The sequence below is a fragment of the Bacillus sp. FSL R9-9410 genome, assembly GCF_038050385.1.
Classification (GTDB): Bacteria; Bacillota; Bacilli; order Bacillales; family Bacillaceae_G; genus Bacillus_A; species Bacillus_A cereus_U.
Map to the genome: position 1 here is coordinate 4,320,301 of NZ_JBBOTV010000001.1, position 19,520 is coordinate 4,339,820.

The window sequence follows — 19,520 nt, forward strand, 5'->3', positions numbered from 1 at the left end:
TCCTTTCCTATTGTTTCGTCACAGGTGCAAATTTTGCTAATAAACGTTTAACACCAATTGGGCTTGGGAACGCAATATCTAATTCTTTTGAATCACCTTCACCCTTTACACTTACAACTGTACCGACTCCCCACTTCTGGTGAGAAGCTTTATCGCCTACTGCCCAGCCAATTTGCTCGCCACCTGTTGTCTTAACAGCCGGACGCACGAAAGCTGAACGAGAACGTGTTGTAGTTGCGCTTGTCGTTCTTCCTTTTGCACCAAACGAAGTTTCACGCTTCGGTGCTGTTTCATTTAATGATTCCACCAATTCTGCCGGAATTTCTGTAATAAATCGAGATGCTGCATTCATACTTGTTCTACCAAATAAAGTACGCATTTGCGCATTCGATAAGTATAACTCTTCTTCTGCACGAGTAATACCTACATATGCAAGACGACGCTCTTCTTGCATTTCATCTTCTTCCATAAGAGAACGAGTATGTGGGAATATCCCTTCCTCTAAGCCAACAATAAAGACAACTGGGAACTCTAATCCTTTTGCTGAGTGCATCGTCATTAAAATAACTTCCTCACCAGCAGTTGGATCTTCATCTACACGATCAATATCAGCAACAAGAGCTAAGTCTGTTAAGAATGCAACAAGGCTCTTATCTTCACTTTGAGATTCGAATGTTTGCGTAACAGATAAAAACTCGTCTAAGTTTTCTAAACGGCCTTCTGCTTCTAAAGAACGCTCATTTTTCAACATATCGCGATAACCTGTTTTTTCAATAACTTCTTCTACTAATTCTGTAACAGATAAATACTCTTGCATATTTACCCAGTTGTGTAATAAACCTGCGAATTCTTTTACTGCCTTTGTAATTTTTGCACTTACTCCAACATGCTCAATCTCATCAAATACAGCAATTAATGAGATTCCGTTTTGCACACCATAATTAATAATTTTATCGATAGAAGTCGCACCAATCCCGCGCTTTGGCATGTTAATAATACGCGCGAAACTAATCTCATCATCTGGATTCCCAATTAAACGTAAATATGCCAAAATGTCTTTAATCTCTTTACGGTCGTAGAACTTAGTACCGCCGACAATTTTGTAAGGGATATTAGATTTCAGGAAAATCTCCTCGATCATACGAGACTGGGCATTCGTACGATATAATACTGCAAAATCAGTATATTTTCGGTTCCCCATTTGAATATCGTCACGAATTTTTTTCGCAACAAAATACGCTTCGTCCTTTTCGGTTGCAGCACGATAATACGAGATTTTGCTTCCAATTTGATTGTCTGTCCATAATTTCTTCGGTTTACGGTTTGAATTTTTTTCAATTACAGCATTAGCTGCATTTAAAATATTTTGTGATGAACGATAGTTTTGTTCTAACAGAATAACTTGTGCATTCTCATAGTCTTTTTCGAATGACAAAATGTTAGAAATGTCAGCCCCGCGCCAGCGGTAAATAGACTGATCTGAATCACCAACAACACAAAGGTTTTTAAAACGTGATGCCAAATGTTTAACAAGAAGGTACTGGGCTTTGTTCGTATCTTGATACTCATCAACGTGAATATATTGGAACTTACGCTGATAGAACTCTAGCACTTCTGGAACACGTTCAAATAGCTGAATCGTCGTCATAATTAAATCATCAAAGTCTAATGAGTTATTTTTTAGAAGGCGTTTTTGATATTCTGTATATACATCGCTCGTTAATTTTTCATATGGATCAGCGGTTGTAATTTTTTTTGCATATTTATCTGCAGATAACAGTTCATTTTTCGCATTACTAATACCCGCTAAAATAGAGCGTGGTTCAAACTTCTTCGGGTCAATATTGCGCTCCTTCATAATTTTCTTTACTACAGTTAACTGATCACCTGAATCTAAAATTGTAAAGTTACGATTAATCCCAATGCGGTCAATATCACGTCGTAAAATACGTACGCACATAGAGTGGAACGTAGAAATCCAAATATCTTCTGCTTCTGGTCCAACAAGTTTATCAATACGCTCACGCATTTCACGAGCAGCTTTATTTGTAAAGGTAATTGCTAGTACATTCCATGGCGCCACACCTTTTTCACCAAGTAAATACGCAATACGGTGTGTTAACACACGTGTTTTCCCACTACCTGCGCCTGCCATTAATAGAAGTGCTCCATTTGTTGTTTGTACTGCTTTTTGTTGCTGCGGATTTAAACCATTTAATAACCTATCTGTCGTACTCATATGCGCCTGCACCTACTCTCCTTTTACTGCCTTAACTGTTTTTAACGCAGCTTTTATATCATCATAAATAACATTTCCAACAACTACTGTATCAGCATACTGTGCCATTTCTTTCGCTTGTTCTGCATTAGAAATACCACCGCCATAATATAGCTTAGCTTGCTTCAATTCTGCTTTTACATTTTTAACAAGTTCAATATCTCCATACGTCCCGCTATATTCTAAATAGAATATAGGTAAATGTAATAGCCTGTCTGCTAAACGTGCATATGCAATAACATCATCTTCTGTTAAATCACATTTTGCATCTGTAAGCTGGGCTACTTTCGCTTCTGGATTTAAAACACAATACCCTTCCATGAAAATTTCGTCCCAGTCCATAATATCCCCAAATTCTTTCAATGCCTCATGATGAACACCTGTTACCCATTCTACTTTTCGACTATTTAAAACACTTGGGATGTAATAAAAATCAAATCCCGGTGTAATTGCTTCCAAATCAGAAACCTCTAACACACAAGGAACTGCATATCTACGAATGCTAACTAGCATGTGTAATACGTTATCAATTGTAACTCCATCACTTCCGCCTACAATAACAGCATCCGTACCAGATTCACAAATCATTTCTAAATGTTCGTCACTTAACTCCTTATTTGGATCAAGCTTAAATACATGTTTCCATTTGGAAATATCGTACATGAAAACACCCTTTCTTTTCTCTAGTTATATCTATATTTCTGTTCAAAATAACAGTTAATTTTTATCAGGATTTTTCAAATTCCTTGCTATATCTTTACCGGGCTTTTTGAACTTCCTTACTATATTTGTTCAAAAAGGAGGATATAGAGAGCCGAGCAGGTCGAGGCGTATTCACCAGGAGGAACAGAATGTAGTTTTCCCTACATGAGTACCGGACTGGCGTATGCAACGATGACATGCGACAGCTATCTTTACCGGTCTTTTTGAACTTCCCTACTATATTTGTTCAAAAAGGAGGATATAGAGAGCCGAGCAGGTCGAGGCGCATTCGCCAGGAGGAACAGAATGTAGTTTTCCCTACATGAGTACCGGACTGGCGTATGCAACGATGACATGCGACAGCTATCTTTACCGGTCTTTTTGAACTTCCTTACTATATTTGTTCAAAAAGGAGGATATAGAGAGCCGAGCAGGTCGAGGCGCATTCGCCAGGAGGAACGGAATGTAGTTTTCCCTACATGAGTACCGGACTGGCGTATGCAACGATGAAATGCGACAGCTATCTTTACCGGATTTTTTGAACTTCCTTTTACGCATTCTTTCATTATAACAAAAAAAGCTACCTACACACACGCCCAATCCAACATCTTTTTCAACGTCAAATGTTGGATTACATATCAAAAAGCTTATACGGAATACTAACAAATGAAATAGTATTTCTATTTCGAAGTTCATCAAAAAGGAGTGTTTTTCTAATGAAGCAAAACATCGGCACAATTAGTGCTCTAATTCGAATTACACTCGGACTCATCCTCTTCGGTTGTAGTACAGCTAAACTCGTACGTAAACCTTGGTGCACTTGGTCTAAAGTTTTGCTATGGATTGGTGCCATGAAAATTGCGGAGGGAATCGTTCGTTTCTGCCCTATTGTTGAAGCCTGTAAATTTGGAAAATATATGAATATGAGCGCATTTAAAATGCCTAGCATGAACTTTACTGAAAAAGGCCATAATAAAGAGGAAGTTAAGCAAGCTTCCAGTCATGACAAACCAAAGTCAAATGGAAGTTATGACACTTCTGACAAAGAGATTGAGTCAGCGATTGAAGAATTAATCCTGGCAAAACCGCTTTGAATCATTTGTCACGATGCAAGATGCTCTCAAAGAGACTTAGCTGCTGCAGTGGGCGGCTAAGTCTTCTTTATTTTACCACAAAACAGAACGTACATTCTTATCTTTTTGGAGTTTTATCCCTAAAACGTACATAAATCAATCAACAAGATTCAGAAAATTAGGTATAAAAACCTTGCATGTAATGATATAAAAGTGATATCATTTTTATATCAGGAGGCGATCATATGAAAGAAAAACAAGTATTTTATGTTAATGGTTTTCTCGGTGTTATCGGGATTTTAATTTTAGCCGCTATCGGTGTATTTTGCCTTGTGCAAGAAATTTTTATAGTAGCAGCATTAACTATTATTTTAGCCGCGGTTCTCGCGACAGGTATTGGTATCGTTCAACCAAACCAAGCAAAAGTAATTACGTTTTTCGGTAGTTATTTAGGAACAATTCGTCAAAATGGTTTATTTTTAACAATTCCATTCGCGTTTCGTCAAACTGTATCTTTGCGTGTGGAAAACTTTAACAGTAAAAAATTAAAAGTAAACGATGTTGAGGGAAATCCAATTGAAATTGCAGCTGTTATCGTATATAAAGTTGTTGATTCTGCAAAAGCAATGTTTGGTGTTGAGCATTACGATCGATTCGTAGAAATTCAAAGTGAAACAGCAATTCGCCACGTTGCTACAAAATATCCTTATGATAATTTCCAAGATGAAACTTGTATCACGTTACGAGGAAATACTGAAGAAATCTCTGAAGAATTAAAGCGTGAGTTAGAAGCACGCCTTGAAATCGCTGGCGTAGAAGTATTAGAAACTCGTTTAACACATTTAGCTTACGCAACAGAAATTGCCCATGCAATGCTACAACGTCAACAAGCAAAAGCAGTATTAGCTGCTAGAAAAGAGATTGTTGAAGGTGCTGTGAAGATGGCGAAAGATTCAATCCATATGTTAGATGAAGAAGGCGTACTGGAACTCGATGACGAGCGTAAAGCAAGTATGGTGAACAATTTATTAGTTGCCATCGTTTCAGATAAAGGTGCGCAACCAGTTATTAATACAGGAAGCCTATACTAAAGGTTGTAAGTGATTATGGCCAAAAAGAAAAGCTTTCCATTACGTATTGATCCTGAATTACACGCAGTCATCGAAAAATGGGCGAATGATGAATTTCGTAGCGTCAATGCTCACATCGAGTATTTGCTTCGAGAAATGGCAAAGCAAAAAGGGAAATTAAAAAAGGATAAAGATGCATAAAAATCCCGCTGAGAAATCAGCGGGATTTTTATGCATTAGCTTCTCGTCATCTCATGCCCAATTGCACGATATCCTATATCACTTCGGTAAAATAAACCATCACTCTCAATTTTACCGATTTCTTTATATACCTTATCTTTCGCTTCTTGTAAACTATTCGCCTTACAAGCAACAAATAATACACGGCCACCGTTTGTTACAAAGTCACCATGTTTCATCGCTGTACCCGCATGGAAAACAATCACATCTTGCAGTGCATCTAATCCGTTAATAATTTCACCTTTTTCATATGCTTCTGGATATCCTTTCGAAGCAAGTACGACACCAATAACTGCTTCCTTTGACCATTGTAACGTTAATTCACTTTCATCTAATACAGCGTTACATACATCAACTAAATCATTTTCTAAGCGTGGTAATACAACTTCCGTTTCAGGATCGCCAAAGCGTGCATTGAACTCAATTACCTTTGGACCATCATTCGTTAAAATAAGCCCCGCATATAAAATCCCTGTAAACGAACGATTTTCTTGGATCATCGCTTTAGCAGTTGGATGTAATACTGTTTGAATCGCTTCTTGAACCGCTGACTCCGGAATTTGTGGTACTGGGGAATATGCACCCATTCCGCCTGTATTAGGACCTTTGTCGCCATCAAAAGCTCGTTTATGATCTTGAGCAATTACCATTGGATGCACAGTTGTTCCATTTACAAATGCCATTAATGAAAATTCTTGTCCATCTAAAAACTCTTCAATAACGACCTTCTTGCTTGCTGCGCCGAATTTCACATCTTGTAGCATTTCTTTCACAGCTTGCAATGCCTCTTCAAGCGTCATTGCTACGGTTACACCTTTACCAGCAGCTAATCCATCTGCCTTAATTACGATCGGTGCACCAACTTTTTGAATGTACTTTACTGCCTCTTCATAGTCTGTAAAAGTTTCATATGCCGCAGTTGGAATATCATACTTTTTCATCAATTCTTTTGTAAAAGCTTTACTACCTTCAATAACAGCAGCCGCTTTATTAGGCCCAAATACACGAAGTCCCTCTTCCTTAAAGCGATCAACGATTCCATTCATAAGTGGAATTTCTGGTCCAACGAAAGTTAAGCCTACATTGTTTTCTTTTGCAAATAAGACTAATGCATCAAAATCATTCTCATCAATATCAACTGGTGTTGCAACGTCTCGCATACCTTCATTACCTGGCGCTACATATATTTTTTCTACCTTTTCAGATTGTGCAAACTTCCAAGCTAAAGCATGCTCACGTCCACCGCGGCCGATTACTAAAACATTCATATTTCATCCCCCAATACTTAAATAAGTACAAACTAGAAGCTATGCTCCTAGTTTGTTTTCATATCAATAGAAGTTTTAAAAGGAGGGTCAAGAGAACCGAGCAGGTCGAGGCGCATTTGCCAGGAGGACACGGAGTGTAGCTTTCCTACATGAGTACCGCACTGGCATTGCAACGACGACATGCGACAGTTATCTCGACCGGACCTTTTAAACAACCCTAACAATAACAGTTTAAAAGGGAGGATCAAGAGAACCGAGCAGGTCGAGGCGCATTTGCCAGGAGGACACGGAGTGTAGCTTTCCTACATGAGTACCGCACTGGCATTGCAACGACGACATGCGACAGTTATCTTGACCGGACTTTTTAAACAACCGCTATTAGTGTTTGAAATGACGTACACCAGTGAACACCATAGTAACCCCATACGCATCTGCCATTTTAATAGAATCTTCATCACGAATCGATCCGCCTGGTTGAATGATCGCTGTAATTCCAGCTTTTGCTGCTGCTTCTACTGTATCTGGCATTGGGAAGAAAGCATCAGATGCAAGTGCGCTACCTTGTGCTTTTTCGCCAGCTTGTGTGATTGCAATCTTCGCAGAACCTACACGATTCATTTGTCCAGCACCAACACCAATTGTCATATCATCTTTCGCTAAAACAATTGCATTTGATTTCACATGCTTTACAACTTTCCAAGCTAGTTTTAAATCTTTCCATTCTTGCTCTGACGGTTCACGTTTCGTTGGAATTGAAATTGCACTTTCATCTAATGATAATGTATCTTCCTCTTGAACAAGAAGACCACCTTGTACAGAAGTTAGCTTTTTGCTTGCAGTCGTTGCCTTTTCAATATTTACAGTTAGTATGCGCAAGTTTTTCTTACTTTGCAACACTTCTAAAGCTTCTTGTGAGAACGAAGGTGCAATAATAATTTCTAAGAAAATTTCATGTAACTTTTCAGCTGTAGCTTTATCAATTTCACGATTTGCTGCAATAATACCGCCGAAGATTGATACTGGATCCGCTTCATAAGCACGTGTGTATGCTTCATGAATATCCATACCTACTCCAACACCACATGGATTCATATGTTTTACCGCTACTACTGCCGGTTCTGTAAATTCTTTCACGATGCTCAGTGCTGCATCCGCATCATTAATATTGTTGTAAGATAATTCTTTACCGTGCAATTGTTCTGCATATGCAACAGAAGAAGTTGCTGCGAATGGCGCTTTATAGAACGTTGCTTTTTGATGTGGATTTTCGCCATAGCGTAAATCTTGTTTTTTCTCAAATGTCACCGTTACTGTTTCAGGGCTTTCTTCGCCCATTTGCTCTGTTAAATAGTTAGAAATTAACGCATCATATGCTGCTGTATGACGGAATACTTTCGCTGCTAATTTACGTTTCGTTTCCTCTGTTACTTCACCGTTCTCTTTCAGTCCTGCTAATACAACATCATAATCTACTGGATCTACAATTACCGATACAAATTTATGATTTTTCGCAGCAGAGCGAATCATTGTTGGGCCACCGATATCAATATTTTCAATTGCATCAGCAAATGTTACATCAGGCTTAGCGATTGTTTCTTTAAATGGGTATAAGTTAACAACAACAAAGTCAATTGGCTGAATACCTAATTCATTCATTTGCGCTACATGCGTTTCATTATCACGAACTGCTAATAGACCACCATGAATATTTGGATGTAATGTTTTTACACGGCCATCCATAATTTCTGGGAAACCAGTTACTTCAGAAATACCAATTACTTGTAAGCCGTTTTCTTCTAATAATTTTTTCGTACCACCTGTTGAAATAACTTCAATCCCTTGTTCAAGTAAACCTTTAACAAATTCTACTACTCCTGTTTTATCTGAAACACTTACTAATGCACGCTTTTTCATTTATCCTTCACCCCTGGTTGTATGTTAGTTAACAGTTGTTTTTTTCACAGACTGAACAATTTGATTCACTGTATTTACGTATAATTTATGTTCAACTTGTTGAATTTTCTTTTGTAAGCTTTCTCTCGTATCCCCTTCAGAAACAACTACTGCTTCTTGTGCAATAATTGGACCTGTATCCATACCTGCATCTACATAATGAATCGTTACTCCAGTTACTTTCACACCTGCTTCTAACGCTTGACCAACAGCATCTTTACCTGGAAAGCTCGGTAATAGTGATGGATGAACATTAATAATTTTTCCGCCGTATGCTGCTAGTAAAGTCGGTCCAATTAAACGCATATATCCAGCTAAAATAACATAATCAATTTCATACTCTTCTAGCTTCTTTAATATCTCTCTTTCAAATGCTTCTTTTGACTCATATGCTTTCGCTAAAAAGGTGAAACACGGAATATGGTGATAATGTGCCCGTCCAATAGCGCGTGCCTCTGGTTTATCACATACTAATAAACTAATATCTGCATCCAATCTTTTTTCTTCTATCGCATTAATAAGAGATTGAAAGTTAGAGCCGCTCCCAGAAGCAAAAACTGCTAATCTACTCATACTTCTGTTCCCTCAATAAAGGTAACACCAGATCCTTGTACAGTCTGTCCAATAATGTGAGCTTTCTCGCCTTGTTCCTCAAGAAGACGAACAATATCTTTTGCCTCTTCTTCCTTCACTGCTACTACCATACCAATACCCATGTTAAAAATATTGAACATTTCTTTCTCTTCTAGTTTTCCAACCTCTTGAAGTAAACTAAAAATCGGTTGAACTTGCCAAGATCCTAATTCAATTTCCGCACCGATTCCTTCTGGCAACATACGTGGAATATTTTCAATGAATCCACCACCTGTAATATGTGCCATACCGTATACTTCATGTTTCTTCAATAGTTCTAAAATAGGTTTGACATAAATTTTCGTTGGTTTTAATAATTCTTCACCAAGAGGTAGTTCTAAGCGTCCGTAAATACGATCTAAAGATAGTTCTCCATCTTCTAGTAGTACTTTTCTTACTAAAGAATAACCGTTACTATGAATGCCGCTAGATGCTAAGCCAATTAATACGTGACCAGCTTCAATTTTTTCACCTGTTACAATTTTCTTTTTATCAACAATTCCAACTGTAAAACCAGCTAAATCGTATTCTTCCGTAGAATACATTCCTGGCATTTCAGCTGTTTCTCCACCAATTAATGCACAACCAGCTTGGCGACAGCCCTCTGATATACCTTTGACGATGTTTTCAATTTTACTAGGTTCAGCTTTACCACAAGCAATATAATCAAGGAAGAAAAGCGGCTCTGCTCCTTGGACGACAATATCATTTACACACATTGCTACTGCATCAATACCAATTGTGTCATGTTTATCTGCCATAAAAGCGAGCATCAATTTCGTTCCCACGCCATCTGTTCCAGATACTAATACAGGTTCTTCTAATGCAAATTTTGATAGATCAAACATACCTCCAAAACCGCCTAAACCGCCTAGCACTTCTTTTCTCATTGTTGTTTGTACGTGTTTTTTCATGCGAGATACCGCTTCATATCCAGCTTCAATATCTACTCCTGCTTGCTTATATGCATTCGCCATCGTTTTTTACACCTCGTCTTTTAATTTCTCCCCATCCAGGGCGGCCAGTTTAAGAAAGAAGCTAGCTTCTACATCAAAAGAAGTAGAAGCTTTTTCTTCTTATTTCATACTTTCTAAAAGCTCTTTCTCATAATCATAAAGAGCTGTTGGATAGTCTCCATTGAAGTAAGCCATACATAGACCACCGTATTTCCCTTCATATGGGCGTCCAATTGCATCTACTAATCCATCTTCACTTAAAAATGTTAAAGAATCTGCTCCGATGATTTGACGGATTTCTTCTATTGAATTATTTGCTGCGATTAATTCTTTTCTCGTTTGAATATCAATGCCGTAGAAGCATGGATACCTAAGAGGTGGTGAAGCAATTCTTACATGGACTTCTGTCGCTCCAGCCTCACGAAGCATGCGAACAATTCGTTTACTTGTCGTTCCTCTTACGATAGAATCGTCAATCATAACAACTCGTTTTCCTTCAACTACACCTCTTACTGCTGAGAGCTTCATCTTAACCCCTTGCTCACGCAGTTCTTGAGAAGGTTGAATAAACGTACGTCCAACGTAACGATTTTTAATTAATCCTAACTCATATGGAATTCCTGTCGCCTCCGCATAACCAATTGCTGCTGAAATACTAGAGTCTGGTACACCAGTAACAACATCCGCTTCAATAGGAGCTTCCGCCGCTAAACGTTTCCCCATGTTTTTGCGTGCTGCATGAACATTAATACCAGCGATATTAGAATCTGGACGTGCAAAGTAAATGTATTCCATACTGCAAATCGCATGGTCTACTTCATTTGTAAAACGATCTACGTGAATTCCTTCATCATTGATAATAAGCAATTCACCAGGTTCTACATCACGAATGTATGTTGCACCAACCACATCGAAAGCACATGTTTCTGATGCTACAACGTAAGCATCCCCCATCTTTCCAATTGAAAGAGGACGGAACCCATTCGGATCTAACGCAACGATCATTTCATTTCCAGTTAGTAAAAGATATGCAAATGCACCTTTCACTTTATTTAGAGCCTCTTTTACACTATCAATTAAAGAATCTTTTGTACTACGTTTAATGAGGTGTAAAAGTACTTCTGTATCTGAACTTGTTTGAAAAATACTTCCCTCTGCTTCTAATTCACGGCGAAGCATCTTTGCATTAATTAAATTTCCGTTATGAGCTAATGCCATACTATGATCAGAAAAACGGAATAATAATGGTTGAACGTTAGCAACTTCATTTCCACCAGCTGTTGCATATCGTACGTGTCCAATTGCTGATTTTCCGTTTAATCCCTCTAGCTCACCTCTTGAAAACACTTCTGATATTAAACCTAACCCCTTGTGACCGACGATTTTCTCCCCATTATTTACAACAATGCCTGCGCCTTCTTGCCCACGGTGCTGCAAACTATGCAACCCGTAATACGTAACTTGTGCTGCATTTTCATGCCCCCAAATTCCGAAAACACCACATTCTTCATTTAACCCCTTTATTTCAGCAAGCATGGGATTGCCCCTTTCCAAGCCTTTCTCATTTCATCTACATTTGCTGTAAGTAATACTTCATTTTCTTCATTATGAATTGTTACTTCATTTGTATTTGTAACTTCTCCAACTTGAATTGCTTCAACCGCTTTCTCAAATGCTTCTTTATTTTCACGTTTTACAGTTATAACGAAGCGAGATTGTGATTCTGCAAATAATACCGCTGTTGCTTCTCCGTCTAATTTCACAATAGCACCTAAACCGTTAGCACCAATTGCACTTTCAGTAATTGCAACTGCTAAACCACCTTCTGCAACATCATGTGCAGATTGAACAAGTCCAGCTTGAATTGCTGCTAGTAATTGTTTTTGGCGTTTTAATTCTACATCTAGATCGATGCTTGGTGATTGACCGAAAATTTTCCCGTAGATCATTTTCTGTAATTCACTTCCGCCAAACTCAGCTTTCGTCTCCCCAATTACATAAACTAAATCGCCAGCTTGTTTAAATTCTTGTGTTGTTACGTGTTTTAAATCGTGTACAAGTCCAACCATCCCAACAGTTGGTGTTGGATATACAGCTTCACCACTACGCTCGTTATACATTGATACATTCCCGCCGATAACTGGCGTTTGTAACTTGCGGCAAGCTTCACTCATACCGTCTACTGATTTCTCAATTTGCCAGAAGATTTCTGGTTTTTCTGGGTTACCGAAGTTTAAGCAATCTGTAATTGCAAGTGGCTCCCCGCCAGAACATACGATATTACGTGCCGCCTCTGCTACTGCAATTTTCCCGCCCATTTCTGGATCTAGATAAATGTAGCGAGAGTTACAATCTGTCGTCATTGCTAATCCTTTTTCTGTACCGCGTACACGTATAACCGCTGCATCTGAACCTGGTGTAACGATTGTGCTAGTGCGCACTTGATAATCATATTGATCATATACCCACTCTTTACTTGCAATCGTTGGTTGTTGTAATAGAGATAATAACGTTTCTTTATAATCCTCTACTTGCGGTGTTTCCATTTTCATCTGCTGGAACTCAGCAAAGTATGCTGCTTCTTTTGACGGTTTATAATAAATTGGCGCTTCTTCTGCAAGAGCATCCGCCGGTACTTCAGCTACCATTACATCTTTATGGAATAAGCGAAGCATTTTATCTTCAGTTACTTTCCCCATCGTAACTGCTGCAAGACCATACTTCTCAAATAAATCTACTATTTCTTGCTCTCTACCCTTTTTCACAACGATTAACATACGCTCTTGTGATTCAGATAACATCATTTCATATGGAGTCATTCCTGTTTCACGCTGCGGTACATCATCTAAGTACATTTCAATACCCATACCTGCTTTACTTGCCATTTCTGCAGAAGATGATGTTAAACCAGCAGCTCCCATGTCTTGAATTCCAACAAGTGCATCCGACTGAATAAGTTCTAAACATGCTTCAATAAGAAGTTTCTCCATAAATGGATCCCCTACTTGAACTGCCGGACGCTTCGCTTCTGAGATTTCAGATAACTCTTCAGATGCGAATGTTGCACCGTGAATACCATCACGACCAGTTGATGCTCCTACATACATTACTGTATTACCAGCACCATGTGCTTGCCCTTTTTTTATATCTTCATGATTAATCAGGCCTACACACATTGCATTTACAAGTGGATTTCCTTCATAACATGGATCAAACTGTACTTCTCCACCAACAGTAGGAATACCGATGCAGTTACCGTATCCTGCGATTCCTGCTACTACTTCTTCGAATAAATATTTCACCCGTGGTGATTGTAATTCACCGAAACGAAGTGAGTTTAATAGAGCTACTGGACGTGCGCCCATAGAGAATACATCGCGAATAATACCACCGACACCTGTTGCTGCCCCTTGATATGGCTCAATTGCAGAAGGATGGTTATGACTTTCCATCTTAAATACAACCGCTTGATTATCACCGATATCTACAATTCCAGCGCCTTCTCCAGGTCCTTGTAAGACACGCTCACCTGTCGTTGGAAACTTACGAAGAACTGGCTTTGAATTTTTATAACTACAATGTTCAGACCACATAACAGAGAATAGTCCCGTTTCTGTATAATTCGGCAAACGGCCTAAAATCTTTTCAACCATGGCAAACTCTTCGTCTGTTAGCCCCATTTCCGCATATATACGCTCTTCTTTAATTTGTGTTGGATTTGGCTCAAGCATTAACGACATATGTTTCCCTCCACTGTTTTAAGATAGATTGAAAGACTTTTAACCCTTCAGCACCGCCAAGTAATTCATCTACAGCACGCTCTGGGTGTGGCATCATACCAAGAACATTTCCTTTTTCATTTACAATACCTGCAATATCTGAAACGCTTCCATTCGGATTTTCTACGTAACGGAATGCGATTTGATTATTCTCTTCTAATTGTTTAAGAGTCGCTTCATCACAATAGTAATTTCCTTCGCCATGTGCAATTGGAATGTTAATTACTTCATCTTTTTCATATTGTGATGTAAACATCGTTTCATTATTTTCAACACGTAACTGAACAGTACGGCACATAAACTTTAAGTTTTCGTTTCTCATTAATGCTCCTGGTAGTAATCCTGATTCAACAAGAATCTGGAATCCATTACATACACCTAAAATCGGCTTTCCTTGCTCAGCAGCTTTTTGCACTGCTTTCATTGCATTAGCAAAGCGAGAAATAGCACCACAGCGTAAGTAGTCACCGTAAGAGAATCCACCTGGTAATAGAATCGCATCATACTCATCTAAGTTCTCTGTATCATGCCAAACGTAATCTACTTCTTCGCCAAGCTCATCTTTAATTGCATGAAACATATCAACATCACAGTTCGAACCTGGAAATACTATTACGGCAAATTTCACTGTGCGACAACCTCCTCAACTTCATAACGGTAGTCTTCCATTACAACGTTTGCTAATAATTTTTCACACATTTCTTTTACCTTGCTATCCAGATCAGATACTGATTTATCAATTGTTAATTCCATATACTTTCCGATTCGAACGTCTTGTACTTCTGTAAATGAAAGACTATGAAGTGCTCCCTTTACCGCAGTTCCTTGTGGATCTAATACACTTTCTCTTAACGTTATATATACCTTAACTTTATACATGTGAAGCTCCCCCTAAACGTTTTAAAATTTCTTCATATGCTTCTGTTAAATTCCCAAGATCACGACGGAATACATCTTTATCAAATTTTTCATTGCTCGTTTCATCCCATAAACGGCAAGTATCTGGTGAAATTTCATCTGCTAATATGATTTCCCCTTCTTCTGTTACGCCAAACTCTAATTTAAAATCTACTAATCTTACACGACAGCTTGCGAAATGCTCAATCAACACTTGATTGATTTGTAGAGCTGCATCTCGTAATACGCTTACTTGCTCTGGTGTTGCAACATTTAACAAACGAATATGATCTTCCGTTACAAGTGGATCTCCTAAATCATCATCTTTGTAGTAAAATTCTACGATTGGTGTTGTAAGAGCAGTTCCTTCTTCCATTCCTAGTCTTTTTGAAAGACTACCTGCAATTACGTTTCTTGTGACAACTTCTAATGGAATAATACTCACCTTTTTGACAAGTTGTTCTGTATCAGATAACTTCTCCACAAAGTGCGTTTCAATTCCGACTTCTTGTAACTTTCTGAACAATAAAGTTGTAATCTCATTGTTCAAACGACCTTTTCCTGTAATTGTCGCTTTTTTCTCCCCATTGAAAGCAGTCGCACTATCTTTGTACTCTACCCAAACCATATCTGCTGCTTCTGTACGATAAATTCTTTTTGCCTTACCTTCATACAGCAATTCTAGCTTTTGCATTTCGCAAGCCCCCTGTAGTTTGAAAAATGTGAATAATATTTTTATAAAGAATGGCACAGAATGACTCTATTCTGTGCCATATGAAATTTTACGCTTCGTTTAATCCAAGGCGTTCAAAGATTGTATCAACGTGTTGCATATGATGTTCATAATTGAAACATTCGTTAATTTCTTCTTGCGTTAACTTACTTGTAATACGCTCTTCAGCTTCTACAAGCTCTTTAAATTGTACTTGTGTTTCCCAAGCTTCCATTGCTTTAGGCTGTACGATATCATAAGCTTCTTCACGTACCAGACCTTTGTCAATTAGTGTAAGCATTACGCGCTGAGAGTAAATTAAGCCGTATGTTCTTGTCATATTGCGTTTCATATTCTCTGGGAATACAGTTAAGTTTTTAACGATATTACCAAAGCGATTTAACATGTAATTTAACGCGATTGTAGCATCTGGTAAAATTACGCGTTCTGCAGAAGAGTGAGAGATATCACGCTCATGCCATAACGGAACATTCTCGTAAGCTGTCATCATATAACCGCGGATAACACGAGCTAAACCAGTCATATTTTCAGATCCAATTGGATTACGTTTATGTGGCATTGCAGAAGAACCTTTTTGACCTTTTGCGAAAGCCTCTTCAACTTCACGTGTTTCACTCTTTTGTAAACCACGAATCTCAACTGCCATCTTTTCAACAGATGTTGCGATTAGTGCAAGTGTTGACATGTAATGTGCATGACGATCACGTTGCAATGTTTGTGTTGAAATTGGTGCTGCTTCTAATCCTAAGTTTTCACAAACATACTTTTCTACGAATGGATCAATATTTGCATATGTACCAACCGCACCAGATAATTTACCAACGCGAACTGTATCAGCAGCTTGTTTGAAACGCTCTACGTTACGTTTCATTTCTTCATACCAAAGACCAAGTTTTAAACCAAATGTTGTTGGCTCTGCATGTACACCGTGTGTTCTTCCCATCATAATCGTGTATTTATGCTCTTTCGCTTTATTAGCTAAAATGCTAACAAAGTTTTCTAAGTCTTTTAACAAGATTTCATTTGCTTGTTTTAAGATATAAGATAAAGCTGTATCTACTACGTCTGTAGATGTTAAACCGTAATGAACCCATTTACGTTCCGCGCCTAATGTTGGTGTTTCTGATACAGCACGAGTGAAAGCAACTACATCATGACGTGTTTCTTTTTCAATTTCATAAATACGATCAATATCAAATGATGCATGTTCACGAATTTTTTTCACATCTTCTTTTGGAATATCGCCAAGCTCAGCCCATGCTTCACACGCTAAAATCTCAACTTCTAACCACGCTTTAAATTTGTTCTCTTCCGTCCAAATCGCACCCATTTCAGGGCGTGTATAACGATTAATCATCTTTTTCCCTCCAACAGTTGTTCTTGATGGTCCCAAATATGCAAACTCTTCGCTTTTTCTAGAGCGACTTCAATATTATCATTTAAAATATTAACATGCCCCATTTTTCGCTGTGCTTTTGCTTCTTCTTTTCCATACAAGTGTAAATAGCACCCGGCTAATCTATTCACTTGTCCTAGGACCCCTTCTATATGTTCGCCTAAAATGTTAATCATGACAACTGGTTTTAACAAATTTGTTTCTCCAAGAGGTAAATTACAGATTGCTCGAATATGTTGACCAAATTGACTCGTTTCACATGCATCCTGTGTATAGTGTCCTGAATTGTGAGGTCTTGGTGCTAATTCATTAATGTAAATCTCACCGTCAGCTGTAGCAAACATCTCTACCGCTAGTGTTCCCACAAGTTTTAATTCATCCGCAAGTACTCTTGCATAAGTAATTGCTTTTTGAGAAAGTTCTTCTGTAATGCGAGCTGGAACGATAGATTCATGTAAAATGTTATTCACATGAATATTTTCCGCTACGGGAAATACTTTCGTTTCACCACTTACACTACGAGTTACAATAACTGATATTTCTTTTTCAAAAGGTACCCATTTTTCAAGAATGCATTCTGCTTTATTAGTAAGCTCTTTTGCTCTCACAACATCAGCTTCACTCTTTAAAACCACTTGCCCTTTACCATCGTATCCACCTGTCGTTGTTTTTAAGACAGAAGGGAAAGATAACTCTTTAATTGCTTCTGTAAGTTGATCTTGATTTTGAACCAATCTATACGATGCTACCGGTAACCCCGCTTTTTCAATTGCATTCTTTTCAGTAAAACGATTTTGCGTTTTATTTAATAATTGACTACCTTGTGGTAAATACGCATGTTTCTCAAGCCATTGTAAACATCTATAATCAATATTCTCAAATTCATATGTGACAACGTCGCTTATCTCTGCTAAATGCTGAATTGCTTTTAGATCGTCATAAGATGCAACAATCTCAATATCAGCAACTTGTGCACATGGTGAATGCTTTGTAGGATCTAAAACAGCAATTTTATAACCCATCTCCTTAGCTGCCAGCGCCATCATTCTTCCAAGCTGGCCGCCTCCAATAATGCCGATTGTTTTTCCAGGTAAGATGATTCTCGTCATACTAGCTCACTACCTTCACGCACAGTTTTCTCAATAGCCTCTCGTCTCAACTCTAATGCATCATGTATGTCATCATGAAATGATCCAAGTATTTGTGCAGCAAGCAATCCAGCATTTGTTGAACCAGCCTTACCAATTGCAACAGTTGCAACTGGAACCCCTCCTGGCATTTGGACAATGGATAATAACGAATCTAGGCCGTTTAACGCTTTTGATTGAACTGGGACACCGATTACAGGAAGATTTGTCTTCGCTGCAACCATTCCTGGTAAATGTGCTGCTCCACCAGCTCCAGCAATAATAACTTTTAATCCACGTTCACGAGCTGTTTCTGCATATTCAAACATATAATCCGGAGTCCGATGAGCCGATACAACTTTTTTCTCATACGGTATATTTAATTCATCTAAAATGTCACAAGCATATTTCATTGTTTCCCAGTCTGACGTGCTTCCCATTATGACTCCAACTAGTGATTTCATATTAGAATCCCCCCGATTCAAATAAAAAAAGCCTGAAATAGAACAGTTTCTCTTTTACTATGAGAGAAAGCGCTCTACTCAGGCATACGTATCCCTTGTGAATAGAAAAATACCGAGTGACTTTCCCTCATAGTCTAACGAATAACGGTCGTTAGGTAGAGACTTGCAGGCCATATCCCCGCGATTATATGAGGTCTTATATATTATTGTTTCTATGGCTATATTAACAATATTTCATAAACAATGTCAATAAATAATCGAATGTTTTTTTATTAGTCATCGATAACGTTCGTGTTTTAGTTATATTCAAAAGAAGAATTGCAACTATATACAAGAAGGAAAGGGAATTAGAATATATATTTCTAGAGATCTATTTTACGTATAACTGTTTATATGGTACTTCAGTATGTTTTAATTAAAATATATACACTCTTCTGTTCTATACATCAATAGAACTTATATTATAACGATTTAATTTCTAAGGGGGAATAACCGTGAAAAAAATAACTGTGTTATTATCCTATTTATTTTTCTCCATCGCAGTAATTGCTGTAATTATTGAATACTTATTTATATCATCCCATTTTTTCTACTCTCATTATTTTAAATATACACTTATGATAGAAATAATCTTTCCTATCTTAGGGATTATTTTAGGAGCATTCGGAAAATCAGGAGTACAAAAAATCATTGCCCTTATTTTAAGCAGCCTCTATTTCATTCTTTTTTCTTCTTTAGCGTTATTAAATTTATGGATTTTAACATTCGGTAAATAAAAATAAACACAAAAAAACCTAAGTCGAAACGACTTAGGTTTTTGCTTGGCAACGTCCTACTCTCACAGGGACAAGGTCCCAACTACCATCGGCGCTAGAGAGCTTAACTTCCGTGTTCGGTATGGGAACGGGTGTGACCTCTCTGCCATCATCACCAAACTATTGAAGGTATATT

18 protein-coding genes, 1 rRNA gene and 1 riboswitch are annotated in these 19,520 nt (G+C 38.0%); of the genes, 4 read left to right on the forward strand and 15 right to left on the reverse strand.

What is annotated here, in order from left to right; genetic code table 11:
• Positions 1-7: 7 nt before the first annotated feature.
• Both pcrA and MKX77_RS22370 read right to left on the reverse strand, forming a co-directional pair.
• Entirely contained in the window at positions 8-2,239 is a 2,232-nt protein-coding gene (gene pcrA / locus MKX77_RS22365; RefSeq protein ID WP_341307837.1) for a DNA helicase PcrA, read from the reverse strand.
• A gap of 12 nt (positions 2,240-2,251) precedes the next feature.
• A complete protein-coding gene (locus tag MKX77_RS22370; protein WP_341307838.1) occupies positions 2,252-2,941 on the reverse strand; it encodes a heptaprenylglyceryl phosphate synthase in 690 nt (229 codons plus the stop codon).
• A gap of 755 nt (positions 2,942-3,696) precedes the next feature.
• Here MKX77_RS22370 and MKX77_RS22375 point away from each other — a divergent pair.
• The 3 genes from MKX77_RS22375 (at position 3,697) to MKX77_RS22385 (ending at position 5,324) form a co-directional block, all read left to right on the forward strand.
• The gene (locus MKX77_RS22375) at positions 3,697-4,074 is read left to right on the forward strand and encodes a YgaP family membrane protein (RefSeq protein ID WP_002159494.1); all 378 of its coding nucleotides are present in this window, start codon (positions 3,697-3,699) and stop codon (positions 4,072-4,074) included.
• A 224-nt stretch (positions 4,075-4,298) separates the two neighbouring features.
• On the forward strand, positions 4,299-5,144 hold the full coding sequence (locus MKX77_RS22380; RefSeq protein WP_215555049.1) for an SPFH domain-containing protein: 846 nt from the start codon (positions 4,299-4,301) through the stop codon (positions 5,142-5,144).
• Positions 5,145-5,159: 15 nt separating this feature from the next.
• Entirely contained in the window at positions 5,160-5,324 is a 165-nt protein-coding gene (locus tag MKX77_RS22385; RefSeq protein WP_001085171.1) for a toxin-antitoxin system HicB family antitoxin, read from the forward strand.
• Between the two features lie 35 nt (positions 5,325-5,359).
• Here the strand turns inward: MKX77_RS22385 and purD are convergent, their stop codons facing one another.
• From purD to purE, 12 genes are all read right to left on the reverse strand, one after another.
• Positions 5,360-6,631, reverse strand: a complete 1,272-nt coding sequence (gene purD / locus MKX77_RS22390) for a phosphoribosylamine--glycine ligase (RefSeq protein ID WP_215555048.1) — start codon at positions 6,629-6,631, stop codon at positions 5,360-5,362.
• A gap of 378 nt (positions 6,632-7,009) precedes the next feature.
• On the reverse strand, positions 7,010-8,545 hold the full coding sequence (purH, locus tag MKX77_RS22395; protein WP_341307839.1) for a bifunctional phosphoribosylaminoimidazolecarboxamide formyltransferase/IMP cyclohydrolase: 1,536 nt from the start codon (positions 8,543-8,545) through the stop codon (positions 7,010-7,012).
• 24 nt (positions 8,546-8,569) lie between these two features.
• Positions 8,570-9,157 (reverse strand): phosphoribosylglycinamide formyltransferase, encoded by a 588-nt coding sequence (purN, locus tag MKX77_RS22400; RefSeq protein WP_341307840.1) that lies wholly within the window; start codon positions 9,155-9,157, stop codon positions 8,570-8,572.
• Entirely contained in the window at positions 9,154-10,194 is a 1,041-nt protein-coding gene (purM, locus tag MKX77_RS22405; protein ID WP_341307841.1) for a phosphoribosylformylglycinamidine cyclo-ligase, read from the reverse strand. The genes purN and purM overlap by 4 nt, the downstream gene beginning before the upstream one ends.
• 99 nt (positions 10,195-10,293) lie before the next feature.
• A complete protein-coding gene (gene purF / locus MKX77_RS22410; protein ID WP_215555044.1) occupies positions 10,294-11,709 on the reverse strand; it encodes an amidophosphoribosyltransferase in 1,416 nt (471 codons plus the stop codon).
• Positions 11,694-13,913 (reverse strand): phosphoribosylformylglycinamidine synthase II, encoded by a 2,220-nt coding sequence (purL, locus tag MKX77_RS22415; RefSeq protein ID WP_341307842.1) that lies wholly within the window; start codon positions 13,911-13,913, stop codon positions 11,694-11,696. The genes purF and purL overlap by 16 nt, the downstream gene beginning before the upstream one ends.
• Positions 13,897-14,580: a phosphoribosylformylglycinamidine synthase subunit PurQ gene (gene purQ, locus MKX77_RS22420; RefSeq protein WP_002159503.1), complete on the reverse strand. Its 684-nt coding sequence runs from the start codon at positions 14,578-14,580 to the stop codon at positions 13,897-13,899. Before purQ ends, purL begins: the two co-directional genes overlap by 17 nt.
• On the reverse strand, positions 14,577-14,831 hold the full coding sequence (purS, locus tag MKX77_RS22425; RefSeq protein WP_002159504.1) for a phosphoribosylformylglycinamidine synthase subunit PurS: 255 nt from the start codon (positions 14,829-14,831) through the stop codon (positions 14,577-14,579). The genes purQ and purS overlap by 4 nt, the downstream gene beginning before the upstream one ends.
• Positions 14,824-15,543: a phosphoribosylaminoimidazolesuccinocarboxamide synthase gene (purC, locus tag MKX77_RS22430; RefSeq protein ID WP_341307843.1), complete on the reverse strand. Its 720-nt coding sequence runs from the start codon at positions 15,541-15,543 to the stop codon at positions 14,824-14,826. Before purC ends, purS begins: the two co-directional genes overlap by 8 nt.
• Before the next feature lie 88 nt (positions 15,544-15,631).
• A complete protein-coding gene (gene purB / locus MKX77_RS22435) occupies positions 15,632-16,939 on the reverse strand; it encodes an adenylosuccinate lyase (RefSeq protein ID WP_215555042.1) in 1,308 nt (435 codons plus the stop codon).
• The gene (gene purK, locus MKX77_RS22440; RefSeq protein ID WP_215555041.1) at positions 16,936-18,087 is read right to left on the reverse strand and encodes a 5-(carboxyamino)imidazole ribonucleotide synthase; all 1,152 of its coding nucleotides are present in this window, start codon (positions 18,085-18,087) and stop codon (positions 16,936-16,938) included. Before purK ends, purB begins: the two co-directional genes overlap by 4 nt.
• Positions 18,084-18,569 (reverse strand): 5-(carboxyamino)imidazole ribonucleotide mutase, encoded by a 486-nt coding sequence (gene purE / locus MKX77_RS22445; RefSeq protein WP_002010008.1) that lies wholly within the window; start codon positions 18,567-18,569, stop codon positions 18,084-18,086. Before purE ends, purK begins: the two co-directional genes overlap by 4 nt.
• A 110-nt stretch (positions 18,570-18,679) precedes the next feature.
• Positions 18,680-18,781, reverse strand: a riboswitch (purine riboswitch).
• Positions 18,782-19,063: 282 nt separating this feature from the next.
• Between purE and MKX77_RS22450 the strand changes: the two genes are divergently transcribed.
• Complete coding sequence (locus MKX77_RS22450) at positions 19,064-19,345, forward strand: hypothetical protein (RefSeq protein WP_341307844.1); 282 nt, start codon at positions 19,064-19,066, stop codon at positions 19,343-19,345.
• 43 nt (positions 19,346-19,388) lie between these two features.
• Here the strand turns inward: MKX77_RS22450 and rrf are convergent.
• A 5S ribosomal RNA gene (gene rrf, locus MKX77_RS22455) occupies positions 19,389-19,504 on the reverse strand.
• Between the last annotated feature and the right edge of the window lie 16 nt (positions 19,505-19,520).